The sequence below is a fragment of the Streptomyces sp. NPDC048197 genome (assembly GCF_043202395.1).
Classification (GTDB): Bacteria; Actinomycetota; Actinomycetes; order Streptomycetales; family Streptomycetaceae; genus Streptomyces; species Streptomyces siderophoricus.
Genome location: NZ_JBIDAJ010000029.1, coordinates 63,628 through 87,324, shown reverse-complemented (window position 1 = coordinate 87,324; position 23,697 = coordinate 63,628). Strand labels below are relative to the sequence as shown.

19 protein-coding genes and 2 tRNA genes are annotated in these 23,697 nt (G+C 71.4%); 9 read left to right on the top strand and 12 right to left on the bottom strand.

Going from position 1 to position 23,697, the window contains the following annotated elements; genetic code table 11:
- Positions 1-171: 171 nt before the first annotated feature.
- The 4 genes from ACGF4C_RS29770 to ACGF4C_RS29755 all read right to left on the bottom strand — a co-directional run bounded on the left by ACGF4C_RS29770 (position 172) and on the right by ACGF4C_RS29755 (position 3,519).
- Positions 172-849, bottom strand: coding sequence for an ATP-dependent Clp protease proteolytic subunit (locus ACGF4C_RS29770; RefSeq protein ID WP_030415516.1), 678 nt, complete (start codon positions 847-849; stop codon positions 172-174).
- Positions 850-916: 67 nt separating this feature from the next.
- Positions 917-1,519 (bottom strand): ATP-dependent Clp protease proteolytic subunit, encoded by a 603-nt coding sequence (locus ACGF4C_RS29765; protein WP_030415517.1) that lies wholly within the window; start codon positions 1,517-1,519, stop codon positions 917-919.
- A gap of 296 nt (positions 1,520-1,815) precedes the next feature.
- Entirely contained in the window at positions 1,816-3,213 is a 1,398-nt protein-coding gene (gene tig, locus ACGF4C_RS29760) for a trigger factor (protein ID WP_393570236.1), read from the bottom strand.
- A gap of 229 nt (positions 3,214-3,442) precedes the next feature.
- A tRNA-Pro gene (locus ACGF4C_RS29755) sits at positions 3,443-3,519 on the bottom strand.
- Between the two features lie 215 nt (positions 3,520-3,734).
- Here ACGF4C_RS29755 and ACGF4C_RS29750 point away from each other — a divergent pair.
- Both ACGF4C_RS29750 and ACGF4C_RS29745 read left to right on the top strand, forming a co-directional pair.
- Positions 3,735-3,805: transfer RNA gene (locus tag ACGF4C_RS29750), tRNA-Gly, on the top strand.
- A gap of 107 nt (positions 3,806-3,912) precedes the next feature.
- The gene (locus tag ACGF4C_RS29745; protein ID WP_393570234.1) at positions 3,913-4,293 is read left to right on the top strand and encodes an arsenate reductase family protein; all 381 of its coding nucleotides are present in this window, start codon (positions 3,913-3,915) and stop codon (positions 4,291-4,293) included.
- A 97-nt stretch (positions 4,294-4,390) separates the two neighbouring features.
- On the opposite strand, the gene ACGF4C_RS29740 is transcribed toward ACGF4C_RS29745, so the two are convergent.
- Entirely contained in the window at positions 4,391-4,585 is a 195-nt protein-coding gene (locus ACGF4C_RS29740; RefSeq protein ID WP_030415520.1) for a hypothetical protein, read from the bottom strand.
- 582 nt (positions 4,586-5,167) lie between these two features.
- Between ACGF4C_RS29740 and ACGF4C_RS29735 the strand changes: the two genes are divergently transcribed.
- Positions 5,168-6,349: an acyltransferase family protein gene (locus ACGF4C_RS29735; protein ID WP_393570231.1), complete on the top strand. Its 1,182-nt coding sequence runs from the start codon at positions 5,168-5,170 to the stop codon at positions 6,347-6,349.
- Here the strand turns inward: ACGF4C_RS29735 and ACGF4C_RS29730 are convergent.
- The 4 genes from ACGF4C_RS29730 to ACGF4C_RS29715 all read right to left on the bottom strand — a co-directional run bounded on the left by ACGF4C_RS29730 (position 6,334) and on the right by ACGF4C_RS29715 (position 9,916).
- Complete coding sequence (locus ACGF4C_RS29730; protein ID WP_393570229.1) at positions 6,334-7,062, bottom strand: ABC transporter ATP-binding protein; 729 nt, start codon at positions 7,060-7,062, stop codon at positions 6,334-6,336. The two genes, ACGF4C_RS29735 and ACGF4C_RS29730, sit on opposite strands and share 16 nt — an antisense overlap.
- A 166-nt stretch (positions 7,063-7,228) precedes the next feature.
- On the bottom strand, positions 7,229-8,374 hold the full coding sequence (locus ACGF4C_RS29725) for a PP2C family protein-serine/threonine phosphatase (protein WP_393570227.1): 1,146 nt from the start codon (positions 8,372-8,374) through the stop codon (positions 7,229-7,231).
- Positions 8,375-8,532: 158 nt separating this feature from the next.
- Complete coding sequence (locus ACGF4C_RS29720; RefSeq protein ID WP_393570225.1) at positions 8,533-9,354, bottom strand: Fpg/Nei family DNA glycosylase; 822 nt, start codon at positions 9,352-9,354, stop codon at positions 8,533-8,535.
- Positions 9,355-9,430: 76 nt separating this feature from the next.
- Positions 9,431-9,916, bottom strand: coding sequence for a ribose-5-phosphate isomerase (locus ACGF4C_RS29715; protein ID WP_393570223.1), 486 nt, complete (start codon positions 9,914-9,916; stop codon positions 9,431-9,433).
- Positions 9,917-10,137: 221 nt separating this feature from the next.
- Between ACGF4C_RS29715 and ACGF4C_RS29710 the strand changes: the two genes are divergently transcribed.
- A complete protein-coding gene (locus ACGF4C_RS29710) occupies positions 10,138-11,550 on the top strand; it encodes an amino acid permease (RefSeq protein WP_393570221.1) in 1,413 nt (470 codons plus the stop codon).
- A gap of 79 nt (positions 11,551-11,629) precedes the next feature.
- Here the strand turns inward: ACGF4C_RS29710 and ACGF4C_RS29705 are convergent, their stop codons facing one another.
- Positions 11,630-12,226, bottom strand: a complete 597-nt coding sequence (locus ACGF4C_RS29705) for a biotin transporter BioY (protein ID WP_393570219.1) — start codon at positions 12,224-12,226, stop codon at positions 11,630-11,632.
- A 346-nt stretch (positions 12,227-12,572) separates the two neighbouring features.
- Between ACGF4C_RS29705 and ACGF4C_RS29700 the strand changes: the two genes are divergently transcribed.
- The 3 genes from ACGF4C_RS29700 (at position 12,573) to ACGF4C_RS29690 (ending at position 16,577) form a co-directional block, all read left to right on the top strand.
- Entirely contained in the window at positions 12,573-14,030 is a 1,458-nt protein-coding gene (locus tag ACGF4C_RS29700) for an amino acid permease (protein ID WP_393570217.1), read from the top strand.
- Positions 14,031-14,285: 255 nt separating this feature from the next.
- Positions 14,286-15,725: an amino acid permease gene (locus ACGF4C_RS29695; RefSeq protein ID WP_393570215.1), complete on the top strand. Its 1,440-nt coding sequence runs from the start codon at positions 14,286-14,288 to the stop codon at positions 15,723-15,725.
- 210 nt (positions 15,726-15,935) lie between these two features.
- The gene (locus tag ACGF4C_RS29690; RefSeq protein ID WP_351535556.1) at positions 15,936-16,577 is read left to right on the top strand and encodes a superoxide dismutase; all 642 of its coding nucleotides are present in this window, start codon (positions 15,936-15,938) and stop codon (positions 16,575-16,577) included.
- Positions 16,578-16,702: 125 nt separating this feature from the next.
- Here the strand turns inward: ACGF4C_RS29690 and ACGF4C_RS29685 are convergent, their stop codons facing one another.
- Positions 16,703-17,347: a DsbA family protein gene (locus ACGF4C_RS29685; RefSeq protein ID WP_393570212.1), complete on the bottom strand. Its 645-nt coding sequence runs from the start codon at positions 17,345-17,347 to the stop codon at positions 16,703-16,705.
- Between the two features lie 124 nt (positions 17,348-17,471).
- Here ACGF4C_RS29685 and pepN point away from each other — a divergent pair, with 124 nt between their 5' ends.
- Both pepN and ACGF4C_RS29675 read left to right on the top strand, forming a co-directional pair.
- The gene (gene pepN / locus ACGF4C_RS29680; protein WP_393570210.1) at positions 17,472-20,075 is read left to right on the top strand and encodes an aminopeptidase N; all 2,604 of its coding nucleotides are present in this window, start codon (positions 17,472-17,474) and stop codon (positions 20,073-20,075) included.
- Positions 20,076-20,199: 124 nt separating this feature from the next.
- Positions 20,200-21,219 (top strand): hypothetical protein, encoded by a 1,020-nt coding sequence (locus ACGF4C_RS29675; protein ID WP_393570208.1) that lies wholly within the window; start codon positions 20,200-20,202, stop codon positions 21,217-21,219.
- 322 nt (positions 21,220-21,541) lie between these two features.
- On the opposite strand, the gene ACGF4C_RS29670 is transcribed toward ACGF4C_RS29675, so the two are convergent.
- Positions 21,542-23,293: a TIGR03767 family metallophosphoesterase gene (locus ACGF4C_RS29670; protein WP_393570206.1), complete on the bottom strand. Its 1,752-nt coding sequence runs from the start codon at positions 23,291-23,293 to the stop codon at positions 21,542-21,544.
- Between the last annotated feature and the right edge of the window lie 404 nt (positions 23,294-23,697).

Genomic DNA, 23,697 nt, shown 5'->3' with positions numbered 1-23,697 from the left:
GAGGTGCTTCCCCTTCGCCTGGGATCCGCATTGCTCCTACGGACCCGGGTGCTTGCCTATCGACGGTACCTTGCCGGGCCCCCCGTACGGGCCCCCCTTGGACCGACTCGGTTCACTCGATCCCGAACCGGTCCAAGGAGGCAACGCTCCGGCGCGTTGTGCGCGAAACCGCTAGCCGATCGAGACGGACGACTTGCGCGTCGAGACGATCTGGTCGACCAGACCGTACGCCAGGGACTCCTCGGCGGTCAGAATCTTGTCACGCTCGATGTCATCGCGGATCTTCTCGATGGGCGTCGAGGAGTGCTTGGCCAGCAGGTCCTCCAGCTGGGTGCGCATCCGCAGGATCTCGTTGGCGGCGATCTCCAGGTCGGAGACCTGACCGCGGCCGGTCTCGCTGTACGGCTGGTGGATCAGCACCCGGGCGTTCGGCAGCGCCATCCGCTTGCCGGGCGTACCGGCCGCGAGCAGCACGGCCGCGGCGGAGGCCGCCTGGCCCATGCAGACCGTCTGGATGTCCGGCTTCACGAACTGCATCGTGTCGTAGATGGCCGTGAGCGCCGTGAACGAGCCGCCGGGGCTGTTGATGTAGATCGAGATGTCGCGGTCCGGGTCCATCGACTCCAGGCACAGCAGCTGCGCCATGACGTCGTTGGCCGAGGCGTCGTCGATCTGCACGCCGAGGAAGATCACTCGCTCCTCGAACAGCTTCGCGTACGGGTCGTACTCGCGCACGCCCTGCGACGTGCGCTCGACGAAGCGCGGGACGATGTAGCGGGACTCCGCGCGGGGGCCGGAAAACTCTGACTCCGGGCGCTGGTAGAGGCCGCTGCCGGGGAAGTTGTTCATCGTGGTGTTCACCGTCCTGGTGGCGATCAAGTGGGCTGGGGTGGCTGAGGGGCGAGTGGTGCGGGGCTCAGGCCCCGGTGCCGCCCCCGCCCGGAACGCCGGCGGCGGAGGTCATCACCTCGTCGATGAGGCCGTACTCCTTGGCCTCATCGGCGGAGAACCAGCGGTCGCGGTCGGAGTCCTGGGTGATCCGCTCGACCGTCTGGCCGGTGTGGAAGGCCGTCAGCTCCGCCATCCGCTTCTTGGTGTGCAGCAGCCGCTCGGCGTGGATCTTGATGTCCGACGCGGAGCCGGCCAGGCCCGCGGAGGGCTGGTGGATGAGGATCTCGGCGTTCGGCAGCGCGAAGCGCTTGCCCGGCGTGCCGGCGCTCAGCAGGAACTGGCCCATGGAGGCCGCGAGGCCCATCGCGATCGTCACCACGTCGTTCTTGATGTACTGCATGGTGTCGTAGATCGCCAAGCCGGCCGAGATCGAGCCGCCCGGGGAGTTGATGTAGAGGAAGATGTCCTTGTCCGGGTCCGCGGCGAGGAGAAGCAGCTGCGCGGTGATCTTGTTGGCGATGTCGTCGTCGACCGGCTGGCCGAGGAAGATGATCCGCTCGCCGAGCAGCCGGTTGTAGACCTGGTCGCCGAGGCCACCGAAGGTCGGCTCAGCGGCGGCGGAAGGCATCGGGATCGTCACGTGTCCACCTGCTCGTTGTCGGACGGCCCGTGGCCGTCACAGCGTCGTCTTCTGGGGCGCGGGGATCGGGCGCCGTATGTCGCCCCGGCGCGGTTTCAGGGACTCCCCTGCCCTCGTATCTACGGACCCTAACGCGCAGGTCGGACAACGCCATCCCGCATTGTCAACTGTTCGCTGTGAGCGCAGGCTCACCGGCCGGTACGACGGACGGGCCCGAACACGCGGACGTGCGTGTTCGGGCCCGTTGATCAGTCGTTCTGCGCGGGTCGCGGGACGGCCGGGGCCTACGCCTCGGGCTTCTCGTCCGCAGCCTCGGCCTCGGCACCCTCGGCCTCGGCACCCTCGGCCTCGACGGTCTCGGCCGTCTCGTCCTCGTCGTCGAGGTCGACGACCTCGCCGTTGGTGTCCTTGACCGTGGCGGCCTCGACGACGACCGCGAGGGCCTTGCCGCGGGCGACCTCACCGACGAGCATCGGCACCTGGCCGCCCTCGACGACGGCCTGGGCGAACTGGTCGGGGGACATGCCGGAGGACTGGGCGCGGCGCATGAGGTGCTCGGTGAGCTCCTCCTGGCTGACGTTCAGCTTCTCCTTGTTGACCAGCTCGTCCAGGATGAACTGGGTCTTGATGCCCTTCTCCGCCTGCTCCTTGGTCTCGGCGTCGAACTCTTCCTCGGTCTTGCCCTGGATCTCCAGGTACTTCGCGAGGTCGAGACCCATCTGGCCGAGCTGGTGGTGCTCCAGGTTGTGCTTGCGGGTCTGGATCTCGTCCGCGAGCAGCTTCTCCGGCATCGGCACCTCGACGAGCTTCAGCAGCTCGTCCAGGACCTTCTCCTGGGCCTGGGTGGCCTGGTCGTACTTCTTCATCTGCGCGAGGCGCTTGCGGCTGTCCGCCTTGAGGTCCTCAAGGGTGTCGAACTCGCTGGCCAGCTGGGCGAAGTCGTCGTCCAGCTCGGGGAGTTCGCGGGCCTTGACCTCGGTGACCTCGACGGTGACCTCGGCCTCCTTGCCCTGGGCGGAGCCGCCCTTGAGCTCGGAGGTGAAGGTGGCGCTGCCGCCGGCCTCCAGGCCCTTGACCGCGTCGTCGATGCCGTCGAGCAGCTCGCCGGAGCCGACGGTGTACGTGACGCCCTCGGCGACGCCGTCCTCCAGGACCTCGCCGTCGACCTTCGCCTCGAGGTTGACGGTCAGCACGTCGCCGTCCTGGGCGGCGCGCTCGACCGGGCTGGTGGTCGCGAAGCGCTCACGCAGCTGCTCGACCGACTTGTCGACGTCCTCGTCCGACACCTCGACGGCGTCGACCTCGACCTCGATGCCGGAGTAGTCCGGGATCTCCAGGGCGGGGCGGATGTCGACCTCGGCGGTGAAGTTCAGCGTCTCGCCGTCCTTCAGCTCGGTGATGTCGACCTCGGGCTGGCCGAGGACGTTCAGCTCGGCCTCGTTGACCGCTTCGGTGTAGAACTTCGGGAGCGCGTCGTTGACGGCCTCCTCCAGCACTGCGCCACGGCCGAACCGCTGGTCGATGACGCGCGCCGGGATCTTGCCCTGGCGGAAGCCCTTCACCGTGACCTGCTGGTTGATCTTCTTGTACGCCGCGTCGAGGCTGGGCTTGAGCTCCTCGAAGGGCACCTCGACAGTGAGCCGAACCCGAGTCGGGTTCAGGGTCTCCACGGCGCTCTTCACGGTTCGGTCTCCTTGGGGCTGACTTCTGGGGTTCTGCTTGAGATCCGCCGGCACCCGGCTGATCCGGGCCCTGCCGATCCGCCCGGTACACAGACACACGGGCACGCAGTTTGCATAGTAACCGCAAGGAGGATGACGCCGACAACGGGATCTTGAATGCCCGGCGGTCCGGGCGGGCCCACAGGGGGCCGGGCTCCACCGGACGGGCCCGGTCGGACAGAGGTCCTGCTGGTCGGGGTGGCCGGATTCGAACCGACGACCTTCCGCTCCCAAAGCGGACGCGCTACCAAGCTGCGCCACACCCCGTCGGTGCGACACGTAGGGTACATGGCCGGACGCGGTACGGCTGCCAGTTATTGCGAGGCCGGAGCAGTAGCGGGGGCACGGCCGGCGGTCGGCGCGCGGAACACCTGCGCCGGCGTACGCGGCACGGGGCGCCGTCCGCGGGAAGGGGTGTGCGGGACACCGCCGCGACCCGCTAGGATGCACTGCGTGCCGAGGTCCGACGACCTGCGGCGCCCGCGGGCGTAGCTCAATGGTAGAGCCCTAGTCTTCCAAACTAGCTACGCGGGTTCGATTCCCGTCGCCCGCTCGTGAGGAAAAGCCCCGGACCGCTCGGCCCGGGGCTTTTCGCTTTCCGCATTCCGGAACGGCCGGGGCTTTACGCGACCGGCGCGGCGGCTTCAATAAAGTGGCCGGATGGAGATCTGGCTCAATCCCGCATGTTCCAAGTGCCGCTCCGCGGTCGACATCCTGAACGAGGAAGGCGCGCAGTACACGGTCCGCCGGTACCTCGACGATCCGCCGAGCGCGGAGGAACTCCGCGCGGTCCTGGCCCGGCTGGGCCTGGAACCGTGGGACATCACCCGCACCCAGGAGGCCGAGGCGAAGGAGCTGGGGCTCGGCGGGTGGGAGCGCACCGAGGGCGCGCGCGAGCGGTGGATCGCGGCGCTGGCGGGTCATCCCCGGCTGATCCAGCGGCCGATCATCACCGCGGACGACGGTTCGGCGGTGGTGGGCCGCAGCGAGGAGGCCGTACGCGAGGCGATGGCGCGGACCGGGGGCGAAGGGGACCTCTGAACGTCGTGAGCCTTGAGGGGCCTTGTGGGCCTTGAGGGGCTTGGGTCGCGAGGGACGTCCGGGCGGCCGGCCGGCTGACGTCCGGGCGTCCGGACGCCTAGAAGGTGATGTGGTTGATGGTGTCCGCCAGGGAGTTGAGGAACCTGTTGATGGACGGCGCCATGCCGGTGGAGGCGAGGAAGAAGCCGAACAGTATGGCGACGAGCGCCGGGCCCGCCTTGATCGACTTTCCTCTGATCAGCACGATCAGGATGATCCCCAACAGCAGCACAACTGACAGCGACAGAGCCACACTGATCACACCCTTGGTCGGAACGCCTCACCGGCCCGGGAGCATGCCGCGCACACCCCCCGGCACCCATCGTGCCACCAACTCCATGCCCACTGCAGGCCGGTGACGAATCATCGGCCAACGCTTTGCCCGATTCCGGCCGTCGGGGCCGCACGGGCCGGGCCGCGTACCGGCCTCCGACCGCCTCCCGCCTTCCCCCTCCCCGCCGCTCCTCCCCCGCAATTTCCGGGCCGCGGGAATCCGCGATCATTCGCGATCACTCTCCGCGCCCTCCGGCAATTGTTTATCCGTGAGTTCCGCCACTGTTTTACGGGCGTGGCGGAGAGCATCACTACGGGGTACAGGGCGGCGCCGCACAGCACCATGAAAGTGGACATTTCCTCGGCGTCGTTCTCAGGGGATATGACCAGATTTGAGGGTATCAAGTGCGGCAAAAGGGGCGGCGGAGCGGTGACGGCGTCCCGTCAACGACCCTCCCCTTGCGGTGTTTATCCAGGTCATATCGATGGGCCCGTCGGATGAAATAGCGAAGGGTGTGGCGACGGTTTTACGCATTCGCCGGGCACCGCTATCGTGCCTGGAATGTTTCCCGCTGCCCCCACACCGCGACGCGTGCTCCCGCCTGCCCGGGAGGCCGCGGGTACGGACGGGTCCGGCCGTACGGAGTCCGCCGAGCAGCCGGCGGGGGCACCGGCGCCCCCGGCGAAGAGCGAGGGGCGCAACCCCTTCTTCGACAACGCGAAGTACCTGGCCATCGTGCTGGTGGCGATGGGGCACGCCTGGGAGCCGCTGGCCGACGGCAGCCGCGCCGCCGAGGCGCTCTACATGACCGTCTACACCTTCCACATGCCGGCCTTCATCATCATCTCCGGCTACTTCTCGCGCAGCTTCGACATGCGCCGGGACCGGCTGCAGCGGCTGGTCACCGGGGTCGCGGTGCCGTATGTGCTCTTCGAGACCGCCTACGCGTTCTTCAAGCGCTGGGCGGACGACGATCCGGGGCATCCGATCAGCCTGCTCGACCCCTGGTTCCTGACCTGGTTCCTGATCGCCCTGTTCATCTGGCGGCTGACCACGCCGCTGTGGAAGGTCGTGCGCTGGCCGATTCCGCTCGCGGTGGTCATCGCCGTCCTCGCGTCGATCTCGCCGGACATCGGTGACGACCTGGACCTCCAGCGGGTGCTGCAGTTCCTGCCGTTCTTCGTGCTGGGGCTGTCGCTGCGGCCGGAGCACTTCCGGCTCGTCCAGCGGCGGGCGGTCCGGATCGCGTCCGTGCCGATCTTCGCGGCGGCGCTGGTGATGGCCTACTGGGCGGCGCCGCGGATGAGCTCGGCGTGGTTCTACCACCGCGACAGCGCCCAGGAACTGGGCACCACCTGGTGGGTCGGCATCGTGATGACGTTGGCGCTCTTCGGCTGCTCGATGGTGCTGGTGGGCTGCTTCTTCTCCTGGGTGCCGACGCGGCGGACCTGGTTCACGGTGCTGGGCGCCGGGACGCTGTACGGCTATCTGCTGCACGGCTTCCTGGCGAAGGGCTCGCGGTTCTGGGGCTGGTTCGACGACTACGCCTGGCTGCACTCGCCGCTCGGCGAGATCGCGGTCACGCTGCTCGCGGGCGGCATCGTGACGGCGCTGTGCACGCCGCCGGTCCGCAAGGTCTTCCGGTTCGCGATGGAACCGACCATGGACTGGGCGTTCCGCAGGCCGGCCGACCGGCCGGCGCCCGCGGTGCCCCGGCAGCAGCAGCCTCAGTCCCCCGCCTGACGCGCCTCGGGGAGCAGGCGCTCGGTGAGCATGCCCCCGGTGAGGACGAGGATCTGGTCGGCGCGGGCGGCGGCCACCGGGTCGTGGGTGACCATGACGACCGTGGTGCCGAGGGTGTCGGCGGCGTGCCGGAGCAGGCCGAGCACCTCGGCGGCGGTGGCGGTGTCCAGGGCGCCGGTGGGCTCGTCGGCGAAGAGCACGTCGGGTGCGGTGACCAGGGCACGGGCGAGCGCGACGCGCTGCTGCTGCCCCCCGGAGAGCCGGCCCGGGCGGCGGTGGGCGTGGTCGGCCAGGCCGACCCGGGCGAGGACGTCGGCCGCCCGGCGGCGGTCCGGGCGCTGTCCGGCCAGGCGCATCGGCAGCAGGACGTTGTCCTCGACGGTGAGGGCCGGCAGCAGGTTGTATCCCTGGAAGACGAAGCCCAGTCGGCTGCGGCGCAGGGCGGTGAGGCGGCGCTCACTCATTCGGCTGATTTCCGTGCCGGCGAGTCGTACGGACCCGGACGTGGGGCGGTCCAGGCCGGCCGCGCACTGCAGGAGGGTCGATTTGCCGGATCCCGAGGGGCCCGTGACGGCGGTGAACGAGCCGCGCGGCAGCGTCAGGTCGATACCGCGCAGGGCGTGGACGGCGGCCGGGCCGCGGCCGTACCGGCGCCGTACGCCGCGCAGTTCGACGGCGGGTGCGGAGGTGGGCGGGGGTGCGGTCGGGGGCATGGCGGGGCGCTCCGTGGTGTCCGGTGGGTGCTCGGCCCGGGCCGCCGTGCGGCCGGTGGCGTCGGTTTCACGGTAGGGAGCCGGGGACCTGCCGGGCCATGGGGAGGGCCGCAGGGCCGGGCTGGGGGAAACCCCACCGGAAGGTCCCGGCCGGCCCTCGTGGGTGTCAGGCGTCGCGGCAGATCAGGAGCAGGGCGCGGTCGTCGTTGACGTCCTTGGCGACGGCCTCGATCAGGTGCCAGGCGGCGCCGGCGAAGCCGCCGGCGACGTAGCGGTCCGCCTCGCCGGTGAGGCGGTCGATGCCCTCGGCGATGTCGCGGTCGGCGGCCTCGACCAGGCCGTCGGTGAAGAGCATCAGGACGTCGCCGGGCCGCAGGGTGCCCTTGACCGGGTCGAACTGGGCGCCGTCGTAGACGCCGAGCAGCGGCCCGTCCCCCGGCTTCTCCTCCCAGCGGCCGCTGCCGGCGCTGAGCTGGAGGGCCGGCAGATGGCCCGCGGAGAGGAGTTCGTAGTCGCCGGATTCGAGGTCGAGGACGAGGTGGATGGAGGTGGCGAAACCCTCGTCCCAGTCCTGGCGGAGGAGATAGCCGTTGGCCGCCGGGAGGAAGCCGTGCGGCGGGAGGGAGCCGAGCAGACCGCCGAAGGCGCCGGAGAGCAGCAGGGCGCGGGAGGCGGCGTCCATGCCCTTGCCGGAGACGTCGGTGAGGACGACTTCGAGGATGTTGCCGCCGTGGGTGCGGGAGGCCACGACGAAGTCGCCGGAGAAGGACTGGCCGCCGGCCGGGCGCAGCGCCATCTCGTGGTGCCAGCCCTTGGGGAGCCGGGGCAGTTTGCTCTGTACCCGGATGCGTTCACGCAGGTCGAAGAGCATGGTGCCGCCGCGCCGCCAGGGCACGCCGACGCGGCTGCGGAACTGGGCGATGAGCAGGCCGAAGAGCCCGACGGCGGCGACGACCAGGACGGTGCCCGGGGTGATCCGGTCGGGACCTTCCTCGTACGGGCCGAAGAGCGCGGCCTCGACGACGAGGGCGGCGGCGGAGGCGCCGTACAGCACAAGGAGGTTGGCGGGGCGGAGGAGCAGGCCGCCGGCGATGACGGGGAGGACCAGGGCGGCCGGGGCGATCCATTCGGGGCGCCAGAGGGTGCCGGCGGCGATGGCGGGGATGGCGAACAGCAGGGCGGCCAGCGCGAAGAGGTCGGAGCCCTCGCCGCGGAAGTAGTCGACCCCGGCCTTGCGCACGCCGACGCGGGCCCGGTGCAGACCTTTGTGCACCCGGGCCGTCAGGGTTTCGGTTCCCGGGCCACTCGTCATCGCTCTGGGACCTTATCCACCCGTTCGGCGGCGCGTCGATTCGCCGCACGTCGCCCCGGCCAATTGCGCGGAAACCCTGTTCGAAATGCGGTCGCGCGGCCGGGGAACGTCCGATGAGCCGTGGTGGGAGGGGGTGTGGGGCGGCGCGGTCGCGGGTATTACGCGGCGCCGCCGGTCGGTTGGCAGCCCGGGCACCAGAAGAGGTTGCGGGCGGCGAGGCCGGCGGTGCGGATCTCGGTGCCGCAGATGTGGCAGTCCTGCAGGGCGCGGCGGTAGACGTAGACCTCGCCGCCGTGGTCGTCGACCCGGGGCGGGCGGCCCATGGCCTCGGGGGTGTGCTCCGGGCGGACGGTGTCGATGCGGTTGTGGCGGACGCCTTCGCGCATGAGGGCGACCAGGTCGGACCAGATGGCGTCCCACTGTGTGCGGGTGAGGTCGCGGCCGGCGCGGTACGGGTCGATGCCGTGGCGGAAGAGGACCTCCGCGCGGTAGACGTTGCCGACCCCGGCGATGATCTTCTGGTCGAGGAGCAGCGCCGCGATGGTCGTCCGGCTGCGGGAGATCCGCTGCCAGGCGCGGCCGCCGTCGTCCTCGGGGCGCAGCGGGTCGGGGCCGAGCCGGTCGTGTATGGCGTGCTTCTCGGCGTCGGTGATCAGTGCGCAGGTGGTGGGGCCGCGCAGGTCGGCGTAGAAGCCGGTGTTCGCCAGCCGCAGCCGGACGGTGTCGGTGGGCGGTGGGGCCGGGGCGGTGCCGAAGCCGAGCTTGCCGAAGAGGCCGAGGTGGATGTGGATCCAGCGGTCCATGCCGAAGCCGAGGAAGAGGTGTTTGCCGTGCGCCTCGGTGGTTTCGAGCACCTGGTGGTCGACGAGGGCCGCGCCGTCGGAGAACTTGCCCTGGGGGCTGGTGGCCCGGACCTGCTGCCCCTGGAAGCGCTCGGCGTAGTCCGCGGCGAGGCGGTGGATGGTGTGGCCCTCGGGCACGGGGGGTCCTCCGGTGGGCGCGCCCGCCGGCCCCGGGGCGGCGGGGCGGGCGGGCGGCGGCGACGAACGGGTGGGGTCAGCCCTGCGGGTGGTGTGCGGGGATGGCCGGGAGGTCGCCGGTGGTCTCGTACGCGGAGAGCATCTCGATGCGGCGGGTGTGCCGCTCCTCACCGGAGTAGGGGGTGTCCAGGAACACCTCGATGAACCTGGTCGCCTCGTCCTGGGTGTGCATCCGGCCGCCGACGGAGATGACGTTGGCGTTGTTGTGCTCGCGGCCGAGCTTCGCGGTCTCCTCGCTCCAGGCCAGCGCGGCCCGTACGCCCTTGACCTTGTTGGCGGCGATCTGCTCGCCGTTGCCGGAGCCGCCGATCACGATGCCGAGGCTGTCCGGGTCGGCGGCGGTCCGCTCCGCGGCGCGGAGGCAGAACGGCGGGTAGTCGTCCTGGGCGTCGTAGATGTGGGGACCGCAGTCGACGGGCTCGTGGCCGTGGGCCTTGAGCCACTCGACGAGGTGGTTCTTGAGTTCAAAGCCGGCATGGTCGGAACCGAGGTACACGCGCATGCGATGAGTGTGACACGCACCGCCCGGGGTAGGCGCCGCCGGGTCCGCCGGTGGCGGTGGCTCCGGATCCTCCCGGGGAGCCGCGGGTGCCTTCCGTCCGCATGTGAGAGACGTCACTGTCCAGTGATTCGAGCAACAAACCTGGATTGGACCTTCCAATCATTGGGCTGACGGAGATCTCATGGGGGAGTTCCTTCCCCGAACCACAAAGGACGGTGCACATGGGTGCGCACCCGCCGGACGGGCTGCAGGCAGGTCTGAAGAACCGCCATTTGTCGATGATCGCCATCGGCGGGGTGATCGGTGCCGGGCTGTTCGTCGGCTCCGGGGCCGGTATCGCGGCCGCCGGGCCGGGCATCCTGCTCTCCTACGCGCTGACCGGGCTGCTGGTCGTGCTGGTGATGCGGATGCTGGGCGAGATGGCCGCGGCCTCACCGACGTCGGGGTCGTTCTCGGCGTACGCGGACCGGGCGCTGGGCCGCTGGGCGGGATTCACGATCGGCTGGCTGTACTGGTTCTTCTGGTCGGTGGTGCTGGCCGTCGAGGCGACCGCGGCCGGCGCGATCCTCACCGGCTGGGTCCCGGCCGTCCCGCAGTGGGCCTGGGCGCTGCTGGTGATGATCGTGCTGACCGGCACCAACCTGGTCTCGGTGGGCTCGTTCGGCGAGTTCGAGTTCTGGTTCGCCGGGATCAAGGTCGTGGCGATCGTGGTGTTCATCGTGGTCGGCGCGCTGGCGATCTTCGGGCTGCCGCCGGGGGACGGCGCGGTGGGGACGACGAACCTGACCGGGCACGGCGGGTTCCTGCCGCACGGCCCGGGCGCGATCCTCTCCGGCATGCTGCTGGTGGTCTTCTCCTTCATGGGCAGCGAGATCGTCACGCTGGCGGCGGGCGAGTCGCCCAACCCGGTGCAGGCCGTACGCAAGGCCGTCAACAGCGTCATCTGGCGGATCGCGCTGTTCTACCTGGGCTCGATCGCGGTGATCGTGACGCTGCTGCCGTGGAACGACCCCGCGGTGGCCAAGAGCCCGTACGTGGCGGTGCTCAAGTCGCTGGACATCCCGTACGCGGGCACCGTGATGGACGTCGTGGTGCTGACCGCGGTGCTGTCCTGTCTGAACTCCGGGCTGTACACCGCCTCGCGGATGGCGTTCTCGCTCGGCCAGCGGGGCGACGCGCCGAAGTCGTTCGCGAGGGTCAACAAGGGCGGGGTGCCGGCGGTGGCGATCTGGGCGTCGGTCGCCTTCGGCTTCATCGCGACGATCTTCAGCTACACGTCGAAGGACACCGTCTTCCAGTTCCTGCTGAACTCCTCGGGCGCGGTCGCGCTGTTCGTGTGGCTGGTCATCTGCTTCTCGCAGCTGCGGATGCGCCGGACGCTGGAGCGGGAGACGCCGGAGCGGCTGACCGTGCGGATGTGGCTGTACCCCTGGCTGACGTACGCGACGATCGCGCTGATCGTGTTCGTCGTGGGCTACATGTTCTACGACCCGGACGGCCGGGAGCAGATGGTGCTGTCGGTGGTCGCGGCCGTGGTGGTGCTGGCGGTCGGGCTGGTGCTGGAGCGGCGACGGGGGCGGGAGAAGCAGGCGGTGGAGCCCGCCGAGGCCGTCGGGACTGCCGACCGCGCGTAACGGCGGGACGAATGGGCAAGGGCGGGGCCCGCACCGGGATCGGTGCGGGCCCCGCCCTTCGTCGTCGTCCGGCCGGCGGTCAGTCGCGGCGGCCGGCGAGCTTCCACGCGGCCGGCAGCGCGCCCATGGCCAGCGCGGCCTTGAGGGCGTCGCCGACCAGGAAGGGGACCAGGCCGAGGGCGACGGCCTGGTCGAGCGACATGCCGGTGCTCAGCGCGAGGTAGGGCACACCGAGGGCGTAGATCACGGCGGTGCCGGCGGCCATCGTGGCGGCGGTGCGCAGCGCCCCGCGGTCCCCGCCGCGCCGGGCCAGCGCACCGACCAGGCCGGAGGCGAGCAGCATGCCGACGATGTAGCCGAAGGTGGGGCTGGCGAAGCCGGAGGCGCCGCCGGCGAACCAGGGCATGCCGGCCATGCCCGCCAGGGCGTACAGGGCCAGGGAGAGCAGACCGCGGCGGGCGCCGAGCGCGGTGCCGACCAGGAGGGCGGCGAAGGTCTGGCCGGTGACCGGGACCGGGGAGCCCGGGACCGGGAGGGCGATCTGCGCCGCGAGGCCGGTGAGCACGGCGCCGCCGGCGACCAGCGCGGCGTCGCGGACGCGGGCGCGGGAGGCGGTGGTGGCCGGCAGCAGGTCGGCCAGGACGGTACCGGTACGGGTGAGGGCGGCGGTGCTCATCAGGACTCCGCGGGTGTGTGAGGGATCGGGACGGGTCGGGACGGTGTGACGTTAGTCCAGCGGGCGGCCGCTGATCATCGTGTGACGGCGACAAAGCCGCGGTGGCCCGCTTGGAGACTTCCGAACAACCGCCGGAATGCCCGCCTCAGTTGGGGTGCGCGGCGTCTTTGCAGGTCACGTGATGCTCATCACGGAGCGGACGGCTTCCGGGCGCCGGTTTTGTGGTAGCGCGCGGGGTGCGGCGACACTGGTGCCGCCCCGCGGTGACCTGTGGAGTTCCCCCAAACCCGCCGGCGGCCCGGAGCCTGTGCCCGGCCGCCTTCGCCCCTGTGAGAGTTACGCACCCATGCACGAGACACCGACCACCGCCGGGCCGACCGCGTCCGGCACGGGCGCCGGCGAGAAGGAGCCCCTGTCCGGCGGGCTCAAGCAGCGCCATCTGACGATGCTGGGGCTGGGCGGGGTGATCGGCGCGGGCCTCTTCGTGGGGTCCGGTGCGGGGATCGCGGTGGCCGGCCCGGGGATCGTGCTGTCGTACCTGATCGCGGGCGCGCTGGCGATGCTGGTCATGCGGATGCTCGGTGAGATGTCGGCGGCGATGCCGGCGTCGGGGGCGTTCTCGGTGCACGCGGAGCGGGCGCTGGGGCGCTGGGCCGGCTTCAGCGTGGGCTGGCTGTACTGGTTCCTGCTGGTGGTGGTGCTCGCCGTGGAGGCGACCGGTGCGGCGCAGATCGCGCACGGCTGGGCGCCGGCGGTGCCGCAGTGGGGCTGGGTGCTGCTCTTCATGATCGTCTTTACCGGGGCCAACCTCGCCGCGGTGAAGAACTTCGGCGAGTTCGAGTTCTGGTTCGCGGCCCTGAAGGTCTTCGCGATCGTGCTGTTCCTGGTCCTGAGCCTGCTGGCGGTCTTCGGGGTGCTGCCCGGTACCGCGCCGGTGGGCACGGCCAACCTCACCGGGCAGGGCGGGTTCCTGCCGCACGGCTGGGCCGGGGTGGTCTCCGGGGTATTGGCCGTGGTGTTCGCCTTCGGCGGGCTGGAGGTCGTCACCATCGCGGCGGCCGAGTCGGACGACCCGGCGCGGGCGGTGGGCCGGGCGGTGCGCAGCGCGGTGTGGCGGATCCTGTTCTTCTACGTGGGCTCGATGCTGGTGATCGTGGCGCTGCTGCCGTGGTCGTCGATGCGGCCGGGGCAGAGCCCGTACGTGGCGGTGCTGGACCACATCGGGGTGCCGGGCGCCGGGCAGATCATGAACGTGGTGGTGTTCGTGGCGCTGCTGTCGGCGCTGAACGCCAACCTCTACGGCTCGTCGCGGATGGTGTTCTCGCTGGCCGAGCGGGGCGAGGCGCCGCGCGGGCTGCTGGCGGTGTCCGGCGGAGGGGTGCCGCGCCGGGCCGTGCTGGCGTCGGTGGCGTTCGGTTTCGTCTCGGTGCTGCTGAATCTGAAATGGCCGGATTCGGTCTTCCTGTACATGCTCAACGCGGTCGGTGCGGTGCTGCTGTTCGTGTGGGGGCTGATCGCCGTCTCCCAGCTGCGGCTGCGCCGGCGGCTGGAGCGCGAGGCACCGCAGAAGCTGGCCCTGCGGATGTGGGCGTTCCCGTACCTGACGTGGGTGGCGCTGCTGGCCATGGGCGGGGTCGTGGTGCTGATGCTGACCGATGACACGGCCCGGCCGCAGCTGCTGTGGTCGGCCGGGGCGACCGCGGCGGTGCTGCTGGTGGCCGGCGGCCGGGAGCTGCGGGACCGGCGTCGGCGGGACCGGGCGGCGGCCGGCGCGGCATCACCGGGTGTCGCGAACCGACGCTGATTCAGGCACGCACGGTGACGATCGCGTCTGAATACCGAACATTCGCTGCACGACTGTTGCCCTGAGCGGACACCGGCACCCAAACTGAGCCAGCTTTGCCGAGGACCCCGGAGCCCCCGCCGTCGGCGGCCCCTGCGCGACCGCCTGCCCCGGCAGGGGCCCGCCCGGGGCCCGGCAGCCCGTCGCGCCGGTCGCGGCACCGGGAGAACGCAGTAACGCTCTTGCTCCGCTCTCACCTACTGGGACAGGTACGACATGAATCGGACACCCTCGTCCGCCGCACCCGCGCGCGAGCAGACCGACCTGGCGGCGGGCGCCGACGGCGGCCCCTCGCTGTCCAACGGCCTCAAGCAGCGCCACCTTTCGATGATCGCCCTGGGCGGCGTCATCGGCGCCGGCCTCTTCGTCGGCTCCCGCGAGGGCATCGCGGCGGCCGGCCCCTCGATCGTGCTGGCCTACGCCGTCTCCGGCGCCCTGGTCATGCTGGTCATGCGGATGCTCGGCGAGATGGCCGCGGCCAACCCGGCCTCCGGCTCCTTCTCCGTGCACGCCGAGCGGTCGATCGGCTCCTGGGCCGGCTTCACGGTGGGCTGGATGTTCACCGCGCTGCTCTGTGTGGCGGTGGCCGCCGAGGCGCTGGGCGCGGCGGACGTGATGCACCAGTGGTTCCCGTCCACCGAACCGTGGATGTGGGTCCTGCTGTTCATGGTGATCTTCACCGGGACGAACCTGGCCGCGGTCTCCAACTTCGGTGAGTTCGAGTTCTGGTTCGCCGCCCTGAAGGTCGCCGCGATCGGCATCTTCCTGGTCCTGGGTGTGCTGGCGATCCTCGGCGTGCTGCCCGGCACCCAGGCGCCCGGCGCCTCCCACCTCACCGGTGACGGCGGCTTCCTGCCCAAGGGTGTGGACGGCCTGATGGTCGGTCTGCTGGCGTCGGTGTTCGCGTACGGCGGTCTGGAGACGGTGACCATCGCGGCGGCCGAGTCCAAGGACCCGGTGCGCGGGGTGGCCCGCGCGGTGCGCACCGCGATGTGGCGGATCGCCCTGTTCTACGTCGGCTCGATGGCCGTCATCGTCACCGTCATCCCGTGGAGCGCCCCGTCGATCGCCAAGTCCGGCCCGTACGTGGCGGTCCTGGACTACCTGAAGATCCCGGCGGCCGGCCAGATCATGAACGTGGTCATCCTGGTGGCGCTGCTGTCCGCGGTGAACGCCAACATCTACGGCTCCTCGCGGATGGCGTACTCGCTGATCTCCCGCGGGCAGGGCCCGGCCGTGCTGGGCAAGGTCAGCAGCGGGGTGCCGCGCCGTGCGGTGCTGCTGTGCTCGGCGTTCGGCTTCCTGGCGGTGCTGTTCAGCTTCCTGTGGCCGACCACGGTCTTCCAGTGGCTGCTGAACATGGTCGGCGCCGCCGTCCTGGTGGTGTGGGGCTTCATCGCCGTCGCCCAGCTGCGGATGCGCCGGCAGCTGGAGCGCGAGGCGCCGGAGAAGCTCGTGGTGAAGATGTGGGCCTTCCCGGTGCTGACGTGGGTGGCGCTGGCGGGCATCGTCGCGGTGCTGCTGCTGATGCTGCGGGACGACAACCAGCGCCTCCAGCTGCTGTTCACCGGCGGCTTCGGGGTCGTGCTGACCCTGGTCGGGCTGCTGCGGCAGCAGTCGCTCGGCAGCAGGCAGAGCGAGCCGACCGACCACTAGCCGGCGGCGGCCGGCCCGAGGGCCGCGCACCGGCGCCCCTCCCGGCACTCCGTAAGGCGGGGCGGGACCTCCATCCGAGGTCCCGCCCCGCCTTACGTCTTTGGGACCAGGTCGGTGCCCGTGCCCGGCCGAAGATCGCTCCTGCTGGTAGCGTGCTCTTGCACATCGATTGCAACTACTGCATTGACGCAGCTTGGAGGCGGGATCGGCATGGCCACCTACACACTTCCTGAACTTCCGTACGACTACGCGGCGCTGGCACCGGTCATCAGCCCCGAGATCATCGAGCTGCACCACGACAAGCACCACGCGGCCTACGTCAAGGGCGCGAACGACACCCTGGAACAGCTCGCCGAGGCCCGCGACAAGGACCAGTGGGGCAGCATCAACGGCCTGGAGAAGAACCTCGCGTTCCACCTCTCCGGCCACATCCTGCACAGCATCTACTGGCACAACATGACCGGTGACGGCGGCGGTGAGCCGCTGGAGAAGGACGGTGTGGGCGAGCTGGCCGACGCGATCGCCGAGTCCTTCGGCTCGTTCGCCAAGTTCAAGACGCAGCTGTCGAAGGCCTCGGCGACCACCCAGGGCTCCGGCTGGGGCGTGCTGGCCTACGAGCCGGTCACCGGCCGGCTGATCGTCGAGCAGGTCTACGACCACCAGGGCAACGTCGGTCAGGGCTCGGTGCCGATCCTGGTCTTCGACGCCTGGGAGCACGCGTTCTACCTGCAGTACAAGAACCAGAAGGTGGACTTCATCGAGGCCATGTGGCGGGTCGTGAACTGGCAGGACGTGGCCAAGCGGTACGCGTCGGCCAAGGAGCGCGCCCACAACCTGCTGCTGGCGCCGTAACGACGCCGCCCGAGCGTCCTGCCTCGTGATCGTCTTCTCACCCTTCACCTGGCAGGCGGAAGAACGGAGCGCCCCCGCACGTCCGATACGTGCGGGGGCGCTCCCATGGGTGCGGGCGACCGCGCTCAGTCGAAGATCGGCCCCTGCGTGCGGGTGCGCTTGATCTCGTAGAAGCCGGGGATGGACGCCACCATCAGCGTGCCGTCCCAGAGCTTCGCGGCGTCCTCGCCCTTGGGGGCGGGGGTGACGACCGGGCCGAAGAAGGCGATCTGGTCGCCGTCGGAGCCGGGCACGGCGATGACCGGGGTGCCGACCTCCTGGCCGACCAGGTCGATGCCCGCCTTGTGGGAGGCGCGCAGCTCCTTGTCGTAGGTGTCCTTGTCGGCGTACTCGATCAGCTCGGCGGGCAGGCCCGCGTCGTCGAGCGCGGCGGCGATGCTCTCGGGCGTCACCCCGAGGCCCTCGTTGTGGAAACGGGTGCCGAGCGCGGTGTAGAGCCGGCCGACGGCCTCGTCGCCGTGCAGCTGCTGCGCGGCGATCACCACGCGGACCGGGCCCCACGCCTTGCCGCCGGGGCGCATGTTCTCGGCGTACTCCTCGGGCAGCGTGTCGAGCTTGTCCTCGTTGAGGACCGCCAGGCTCATCACGTGCCAGCGCACCTCCACCGGGCGGACCTTCTCCACCTCCAGCATCCAGCGGGAGGTCATCCAGGCCCAGGGGCACAGCGGGTCGAACCAGAAGTCTGCCGGGGTCTTCGGGGTGTCGGACACGTCGTCGTCTCCTCATGAGAGCGGTGGGTATCTGTGGTGTTCTGCCGCGGACGGTTCAACCGCGGGTGGGCGTGCCATGATTCCCCGTGTTCGATATTCGAGACGAGGACGAGGGAGTCACGTCGTGCCAGGTGAGAATCTGTCCCGGGACGAGGCACGTCAGCGGGGCCGGCTGCTGAGCGTCGACGCCTACGACGTGGCGCTGGACGTCCGCTCAGCGGTCGCCGAGGGGGACGCCGCGGCCACGTTCCGGTCGCGCACGACGATCCGCTTCCGCTGCGCCGAGCCGGGCGCCGCCACCTTCGCCGACCTGCTGGCTCCGGAGGTCACCTCGGTCACCCTCAACGGCCGGGAGCTGGACCCCGCCGAGGTCTTCGACGGCACCCGGATCGCCCTGGACGGCCTGGCCGCCGAGAACACCCTCGTCGTCGACGCGCAGTGCGCCTACAGCCGGACCGGCGAGGGCCTGCACCGCTTCGTGGACCCCGAGGACGGCGAGGTCTACCTCTACACCCAGTACGAACCGGCCGACGCCCGCCGGGTCTTCGCCAATTTCGAACAGCCGGACCTGAAGGCGCCGTTCACCTTCGAGGTGACCGCCCCCGAGGGATGGGTGGTCCTGAGCAACGGCGCGCAGGAGGGCGAGGCCGAGGGAGGGACGCACCGGTTCGCCACGACGAAGCCGATCTCCACCTACATCACGGCCGTGGTCGCCGGGCCGTACCACTACGTCTCCGACAGCTACCACCGCACCTTCGACGACGGCACCGAGCTGGAGATCCCGCTGGGCGCGCTCTGCCGCAAGGGCCTGGCCAAGCACTTCGACGCGGACGACGTCTTCACCGTCACCAAGCAGGGCCTGGATTTCTTCCACGACCACTTCGACTACCCGTACCCCTTCGGGAAGTACGACACCGCGTTCGTGCCCGAGTACAACCTCGGCGCGATGGAGAACCCGGGCTGCGTCACCTTCCGCGAGGAGTTCATCTTCCGCGGCAAGGTCACCGAGGCCTCCTACGAGCGGCGCGCCAACGTCATCCTGCACGAGATGGCGCACATGTGGTTCGGCGACCTGGTGACCATGCAGTGGTGGGACGACCTGTGGCTCAAGGAGTCCTACGCGGACTTCATGGGCGCCTTCGCGCTGGTGGAGGCCACCCGGTTCGCGAACGGCTGGATCACCTTCGCCAACCGCCGCAAGGCCTGGGCGTACCGCGCGGACCAGCTGCCGTCCACCCACCCGGTCACCGCCGACATCCGTGACCTGGAGGACGCCAAGCTCAACTTCGACGGCATCACCTACGCCAAGGGCGCCGCGGTGCTCAAGCAGCTGGTGGCGTACGTGGGGCAGGAGGCGTTCCTGGAGGGCGCCCGGCGCTACTTCAAGCGCCACGCGTACGGCAACACCCGGCTCGCGGACCTGCTGGCCGTACTGGAGGAGACCTCGGGCCGGGACATGGCGGCCTGGTCGCGGGCCTGGCTGGAGACCGCGGGCGTCAACTCCCTCACCCCGGAGGTCACTTACGACGCCGAGGGGCGGATCGCGGAGCTGGCGGTCCGCCAGGAGGCGGCGCCCGAGCAGCCCGAACTGCGGCCGCACCGGGTCGCGGTGGGCCTCTACCGCCGGCAGGACGCCTCGTCCGGCAGCGGCCACCCGGCGCTGGTGCGGTACGCCCGGGCCGAGGTGGACGTCGCCGGGCCGCGGACGGCCGTACCGGAACTGGCCGGCGCCGAGCGGCCCGAGCTGATCCTGGTCAACGACGACGACCTGACGTACTGCAAGGTCCGCTTCGACGCGGACTCGCTGGCGACGCTGCGGGGCCGGCTGGGCGGGCTGACCGACCCGATGGCGCGGGCGCTGTGCTGGGCCGCGCTGTGGGGGCTGACCCGCGACGGACTGCTGCCGGCCCGGGACTACCTCGACCTGGTGCGGCGGTTCGCCGGCCGGGAGACCGACATCGGCGTACTGCAGTCGCTGCACGGGCAGGCCCAGGCGGCGCTGGAGCAGTACACCGCGCCGGACCACAAGGAGGCCGCCGGGCGCGAGCTGGCCGAGGGCGCGCTGGTGGAGCTGCGGCGGGCCGAGCCGGGCGGCGGCCACCAGCTGTCCTGGGTGCGGCACTTCGCCGCGGTGGCCGCCGCGCCCGCGGACCTCGCACTGCTCCAGGGGCTGCTCGACGGCACCGAGACCCTCGACGGGCTGGAGGTGGACCAGGAGCTGCGCTGGGCGCTGCTGGCGCCGCTGGCCGCGCACGGGGTGGCGGACGAGGCGGTGATCGCCGCGGAGCTGGCGCGCGACGACACCGCGTCGGGCAAGCGCCACCAGGTGCGGTGCCTGGCGGCCCGGCCGTCGGCGGAGGTCAAGGAACAGGCGTGGGCGGACGTGGTGGACTCCGACGCGCTGTCCAACGCCCTGGTGGAGGCGACCATCGCCGGCTTCGCACAGCCGGACCAGCGGGAGCTGCTGGCGCCGTTCGCCGCGCGCTACTTCGCCGCGATCGAGCGGGTGTGGCGCGAGCGGTCCATCGAGATCGCGATGGACGTGGTGCGCGGGCTGTTCCCGGCCTGGCTGGTGGACCACGCCACCCTGGAGGCGGCGGACGGCTGGCTGGACGGGCATCCGCAGGCCGCGCCCGCGCTGCGCCGGATCGTGCTGGAGGAGCGGGACGATCTGGCCCGGGCGCTGCGCGCACAGGCTTGTGACGAGGCGGCCGGGGCGAGGCCGTAACCTCCCGGCCGACCAGCCCTTTTCGGCAGTCGAACGCCCGTACTTTAGCCCAGGATTGTCCGGTTCCTGGCACGGGCGTGTAACAGCGGTTAGGGGGCGGAGCGGGCGCGGGAATCGCCACGGCATGAACCACGACACCCCGCTCTCCCCCCTTCCCCTCCGTCACCTCGCCGATGTCCGCTGCAAGGTGCTGACCACCCGTCAGCTCCGGCAGCACGGTGTGACGGCGGCCGAGACGACCGAGCGCTGCCGCCCCGGCGGCTGCTGGCAACAGGTGCTCCCCGGTATCTATCTGCTCCATCCCGGGCCGCCCACCAGCGAGGAACGGCTGCACGCGGTGCTGCTGTACGCCAGCCACCGGGGGCCGACGGTGCCTCGGCAGGGCTCGGCCGACGCCCCCGCCGAGGCGATGATCACCGGCCGGGCGGCGCTCGCCCTGCACGGCTTCGCGGAGACGCCGCCGCTGCTCGCCCTGGACCGCATCGAGGTGCTGGTCGCCCGCACCCGGCGGCTGCGCTCGACCGGCTTCGCGCAGGTCGTCCGGTCCGCGGAGCTGCCGGTGCCGCAGCAGGTCACCGGAGTGCCGACCGCACCGGTCGCGCGCGCCCTGGCCGACGCGGTCGCCGGGCTCACCGACGCCTCGGCGGTGCGCCGGCTGCTGACCGAGGCGGTGCGCGGCGGGCACTGCGAGGCGCCGGCGGTGGTGCGCGAGCTGAGCCGGGCCCGGCTGCTGACCCGGCCGCACGTGGTGGACGCGGTCGACACCCTGCTGGCCGAGGGCCGGGCGCTGGCCGAGGAGCGGCTGTACGCGATGGTGCACGACCACGACCTGCCGGACCCGCTGTGGAACGTCGACCTGCGACTGCCGGGCGGACCGCACCTGGGCGGGGTGGACGCCTTCTGGCCCGAGTACGGGGTGGCCCTGGAGATCGACACCCGCGCGCCGCGCCCCGAGGAGGACCCGCTGCACTCGGCCTTCGACCACAAGCGCGAACACCTGGAGCGCCTCGGCATCACCGTCGTCCGCTGCCTCCCCCGCACCCTCCGCGAGGCCCCCGCCCAGCAGGCCGCCGTCGTCCGCACGGCCCTCATGGCCGCCCCCGACCGCGATCCGGTCGCGTACGTGGTGGCACTGCCACGCTGAGGGCCGTTCCGGCCCTACGGGTCATACGGCTCGGACGGCTCGGACGGCTCGGACGGCTCGGACGGCTCGGACGGCTCGGACGGCTCGGACGGCTAAATGTCCGCCCTGTACTGTCCCGCCCTGCCCCGCCGCGCCCTCCCTCGTTCACGTCCCGAGTCCCGGAACAACCGCCCCACTCCGCCTCGTTGTGGCCCGCAGGGGGTGCTCGCGACCCCTACGGGATCCGTTCGATCAACCCCTAGGTACCCCGGCCCCGGCCCCGCCCCCTCAAGGCCCGCCGTCCCCCGGCCCCGACCGGCCACCCCGCCCCCGGCCCCGCCCCTCACCTCCGCTTCAGCAGCAGCTCGACATTGCGGTCGCGGGCCGTGCCTGCCAGGTCCGTGCGGGCCTCCGGGGCGTTGAAGGACAGTTCGCGGTAGAGGGCGGCCAGGCCGGTCTGGGAGAGGTCGGTGAAGTCCGTGCGGTGCGGGGCGGCCGACTCGACGAGGGTGGCGATCAGCGACAGCGTGCCGTCGTGGTTGTCGACCAGCTCGATGACCCGGGCCAGCTGCGGGAAGTCGATGTGCGAGGCGGTCGAGACCTCCCAGAAGGTGCCGTGCGGGACGATCTCGTTCTTGTGGCTGTGGCCGTTGATCCAGCCGACGACCCGGGGGTGGGCGGCCAGCAGCTCGACCAGTTCGGCGCCGCCGTGCCGCTTCTCGTGCGGGTGGGCCGGGTCGGGCCGGGTGTTGGTCATGGTCTTGCCGGTGTGGTGGCTGAAGACCAGGACGTGCGCCTTCTCGCCCCGCTCGTTCGCCTTCAGGGTCCGCTCCAGCCAGCGCAGTTGGGTCTCGCCGATCGAGCCGGTGTAGTGGCCGCCCGGGTCGGTGGTGTCCAGGCTGATGCCCAGTACGTCGTCGGAGACCCGGAAGGTGTAGTAGAGGCGGTTCTCCTCCAGGGCCGCGGCGGTGTAGCCGTGGCCGTGCGGGCCGTGGCCGGTGTGCGCCGGATCGAGGTGGGCGCGGAGGTACTCGGCACGGGTGAAGGGGGCGCGGCGCTCGTCGGGGGTGACCGTCCTGGCCTGCTTCGCGTGCGCCTTCAGCAGCCGCTTGAAGTCCGCGCCCTTGGGGTCGAGGCCGTCCTTGACGGCCTTCCAGACCTTGGCGGCCTCGGCGGCGGGCAGCGTCTCCAGCTTGCGGTGCCCGGTGGCGATCTCCGTCCAGAACGGATCACCGGGGGCGTAGCAGCCGCCGGGCAGCGAGTCGTGGTTGCCGACCGTGGAGTACCAGGGCAGCCGCAGCCCGGGGCTGTGGACGGTTCGGATCGCCGCGTCGAGGAAGCCGTGCAGGCGCGGGAAGCCGAGCTTCTTGTCGGCGTCGCGCAGCGGGCTGTCGGGCTGCCAGTAGAGGGTGAGCCCGCTGTCCTGGACGCCTTCGTAGCGGCGCGGGTCGCCGGAGTTGGGGGTGATCCGGCCGCCGCTCATCGCGGTGAGGAACCACTCCAGTTCCAGCTTGGAGTTGTTGTCGGTGTTGTCGCCGGTGGTCATCACGAACGCCAGCGGGGCGCCGGTGGCCGGCCCGCCCGGCAGGGCGTTGACCCGCTCGATCAGCGAGACGACCCCGGCCACGGACAGCGCCTCCTGCGGGCGCCAGGCGCTGGCCGTCTGGGCGCGCAGGTACTCGTAGCGCAGCGGGTTCTGCACGTCGACCAGGTGAAGGTCGGTGAGCTGCACGAACGATGCCAGGGCGGTCCGGCGCCGCTCGCGTCCGCCGTGGGCGCCGGCCAGCTCGGTGCGGACCACCCGGCCCCAGCCGGGCCCGTCGGCCAGCCGCCGGTAGCCTCCGCTCCCGCGCGGGGTGGCCACGCCGCCGAGGGTGGTGCCCTTGGTGTACGGGACGCGCGGGACGGCCGGGGCCTCGACGGCGATCGGTGCGGCCGGGGCCGGGCCCGGGGTGACCGTGGTGGCGGCCTGGGCCGCCCGGTCGGGGCCGATGCCGAGGGTGAGGCCGAGTCCGGTCGCGGCGCCGGCGGCTCCGGTGGCGGCGAGGAACGTGCGGCGGTCGATACTGGCGGTGGCGGACCGGATGCGGGACATGCGCGGGCTCCCCGGGTGCGAACGCGAAGGCGGCCGGGACCGGTGACCGGCGGGGTGGGACTCCCCGCGGCCTCCGGCGGCACAACTGCCCTGTCACCAGGGATGGTTGGCAGCGGGAATGACCTGCGCGTGAACGCCACCGCAACGCCGGGAACCCATCACCGCACAGGGATCTGCCGGTCACGGGACCGCCACGGGCCCCTGTCCCGCGGTGCGGCCGGCGGTCACCGCGCGTTCACCGCGTGGGGTATCACCGTCCGGCGCCGCCACGCAGCGCACGCGGGTATCACGGTGCGTGAGCGCCGGGGCCGACCGGGGTACCACACGCTGCGTAGTCGCGACGCACCGCGCGGTGGGTATGCGTTCCGTCACGCTCCCCGTCCCTCGACCGCCACAGAATGGAA

What these genes read in the sequence shown, in the direction of transcription:
- ACGF4C_RS29770 (WP_030415516.1), bottom strand. Translation starts at nt 849, where the DNA reads ATGAACAACTTCCCCGGCAGCGGCCTCTACCAGCGCCCGGAGTCAGAG.
- ACGF4C_RS29765 (WP_030415517.1), bottom strand. Translation starts at nt 1,519, where the DNA reads ATGCCTTCCGCCGCCGCTGAGCCGACCTTCGGTGGCCTCGGCGACCAG.
- ACGF4C_RS29745 (WP_393570234.1), top strand. Translation starts at nt 3,913, where the DNA reads ATGGAGATCTGGCTCAATCCCGCATGTTCCAAGTGCCGCTCCGCGGTC.
- ACGF4C_RS29735 (WP_393570231.1), top strand. Translation starts at nt 5,168, where the DNA reads ATGTTTCCCGCTGCCCCCACACCGCGACGCGTGCTCCCGCCTGCCCGG.
- ACGF4C_RS29730 (WP_393570229.1), bottom strand. Translation starts at nt 7,062, where the DNA reads ATGCCCCCGACCGCACCCCCGCCCACCTCCGCACCCGCCGTCGAACTG.
- ACGF4C_RS29725 (WP_393570227.1), bottom strand. Translation starts at nt 8,374, where the DNA reads ATGACGAGTGGCCCGGGAACCGAAACCCTGACGGCCCGGGTGCACAAA.
- ACGF4C_RS29715 (WP_393570223.1), bottom strand. Translation starts at nt 9,916, where the DNA reads ATGCGCGTGTACCTCGGTTCCGACCATGCCGGCTTTGAACTCAAGAAC.
- ACGF4C_RS29710 (WP_393570221.1), top strand. Translation starts at nt 10,138, where the DNA reads ATGGGTGCGCACCCGCCGGACGGGCTGCAGGCAGGTCTGAAGAACCGC.
- ACGF4C_RS29705 (WP_393570219.1), bottom strand. Translation starts at nt 12,226, where the DNA reads ATGAGCACCGCCGCCCTCACCCGTACCGGTACCGTCCTGGCCGACCTG.
- ACGF4C_RS29700 (WP_393570217.1), top strand. Translation starts at nt 12,573, where the DNA reads ATGCACGAGACACCGACCACCGCCGGGCCGACCGCGTCCGGCACGGGC.
- ACGF4C_RS29695 (WP_393570215.1), top strand. Translation starts at nt 14,286, where the DNA reads ATGAATCGGACACCCTCGTCCGCCGCACCCGCGCGCGAGCAGACCGAC.
- ACGF4C_RS29690 (WP_351535556.1), top strand. Translation starts at nt 15,936, where the DNA reads ATGGCCACCTACACACTTCCTGAACTTCCGTACGACTACGCGGCGCTG.
- ACGF4C_RS29675 (WP_393570208.1), top strand. Translation starts at nt 20,200, where the DNA reads ATGAACCACGACACCCCGCTCTCCCCCCTTCCCCTCCGTCACCTCGCC.
- ACGF4C_RS29670 (WP_393570206.1), bottom strand. Translation starts at nt 23,293, where the DNA reads ATGTCCCGCATCCGGTCCGCCACCGCCAGTATCGACCGCCGCACGTTC.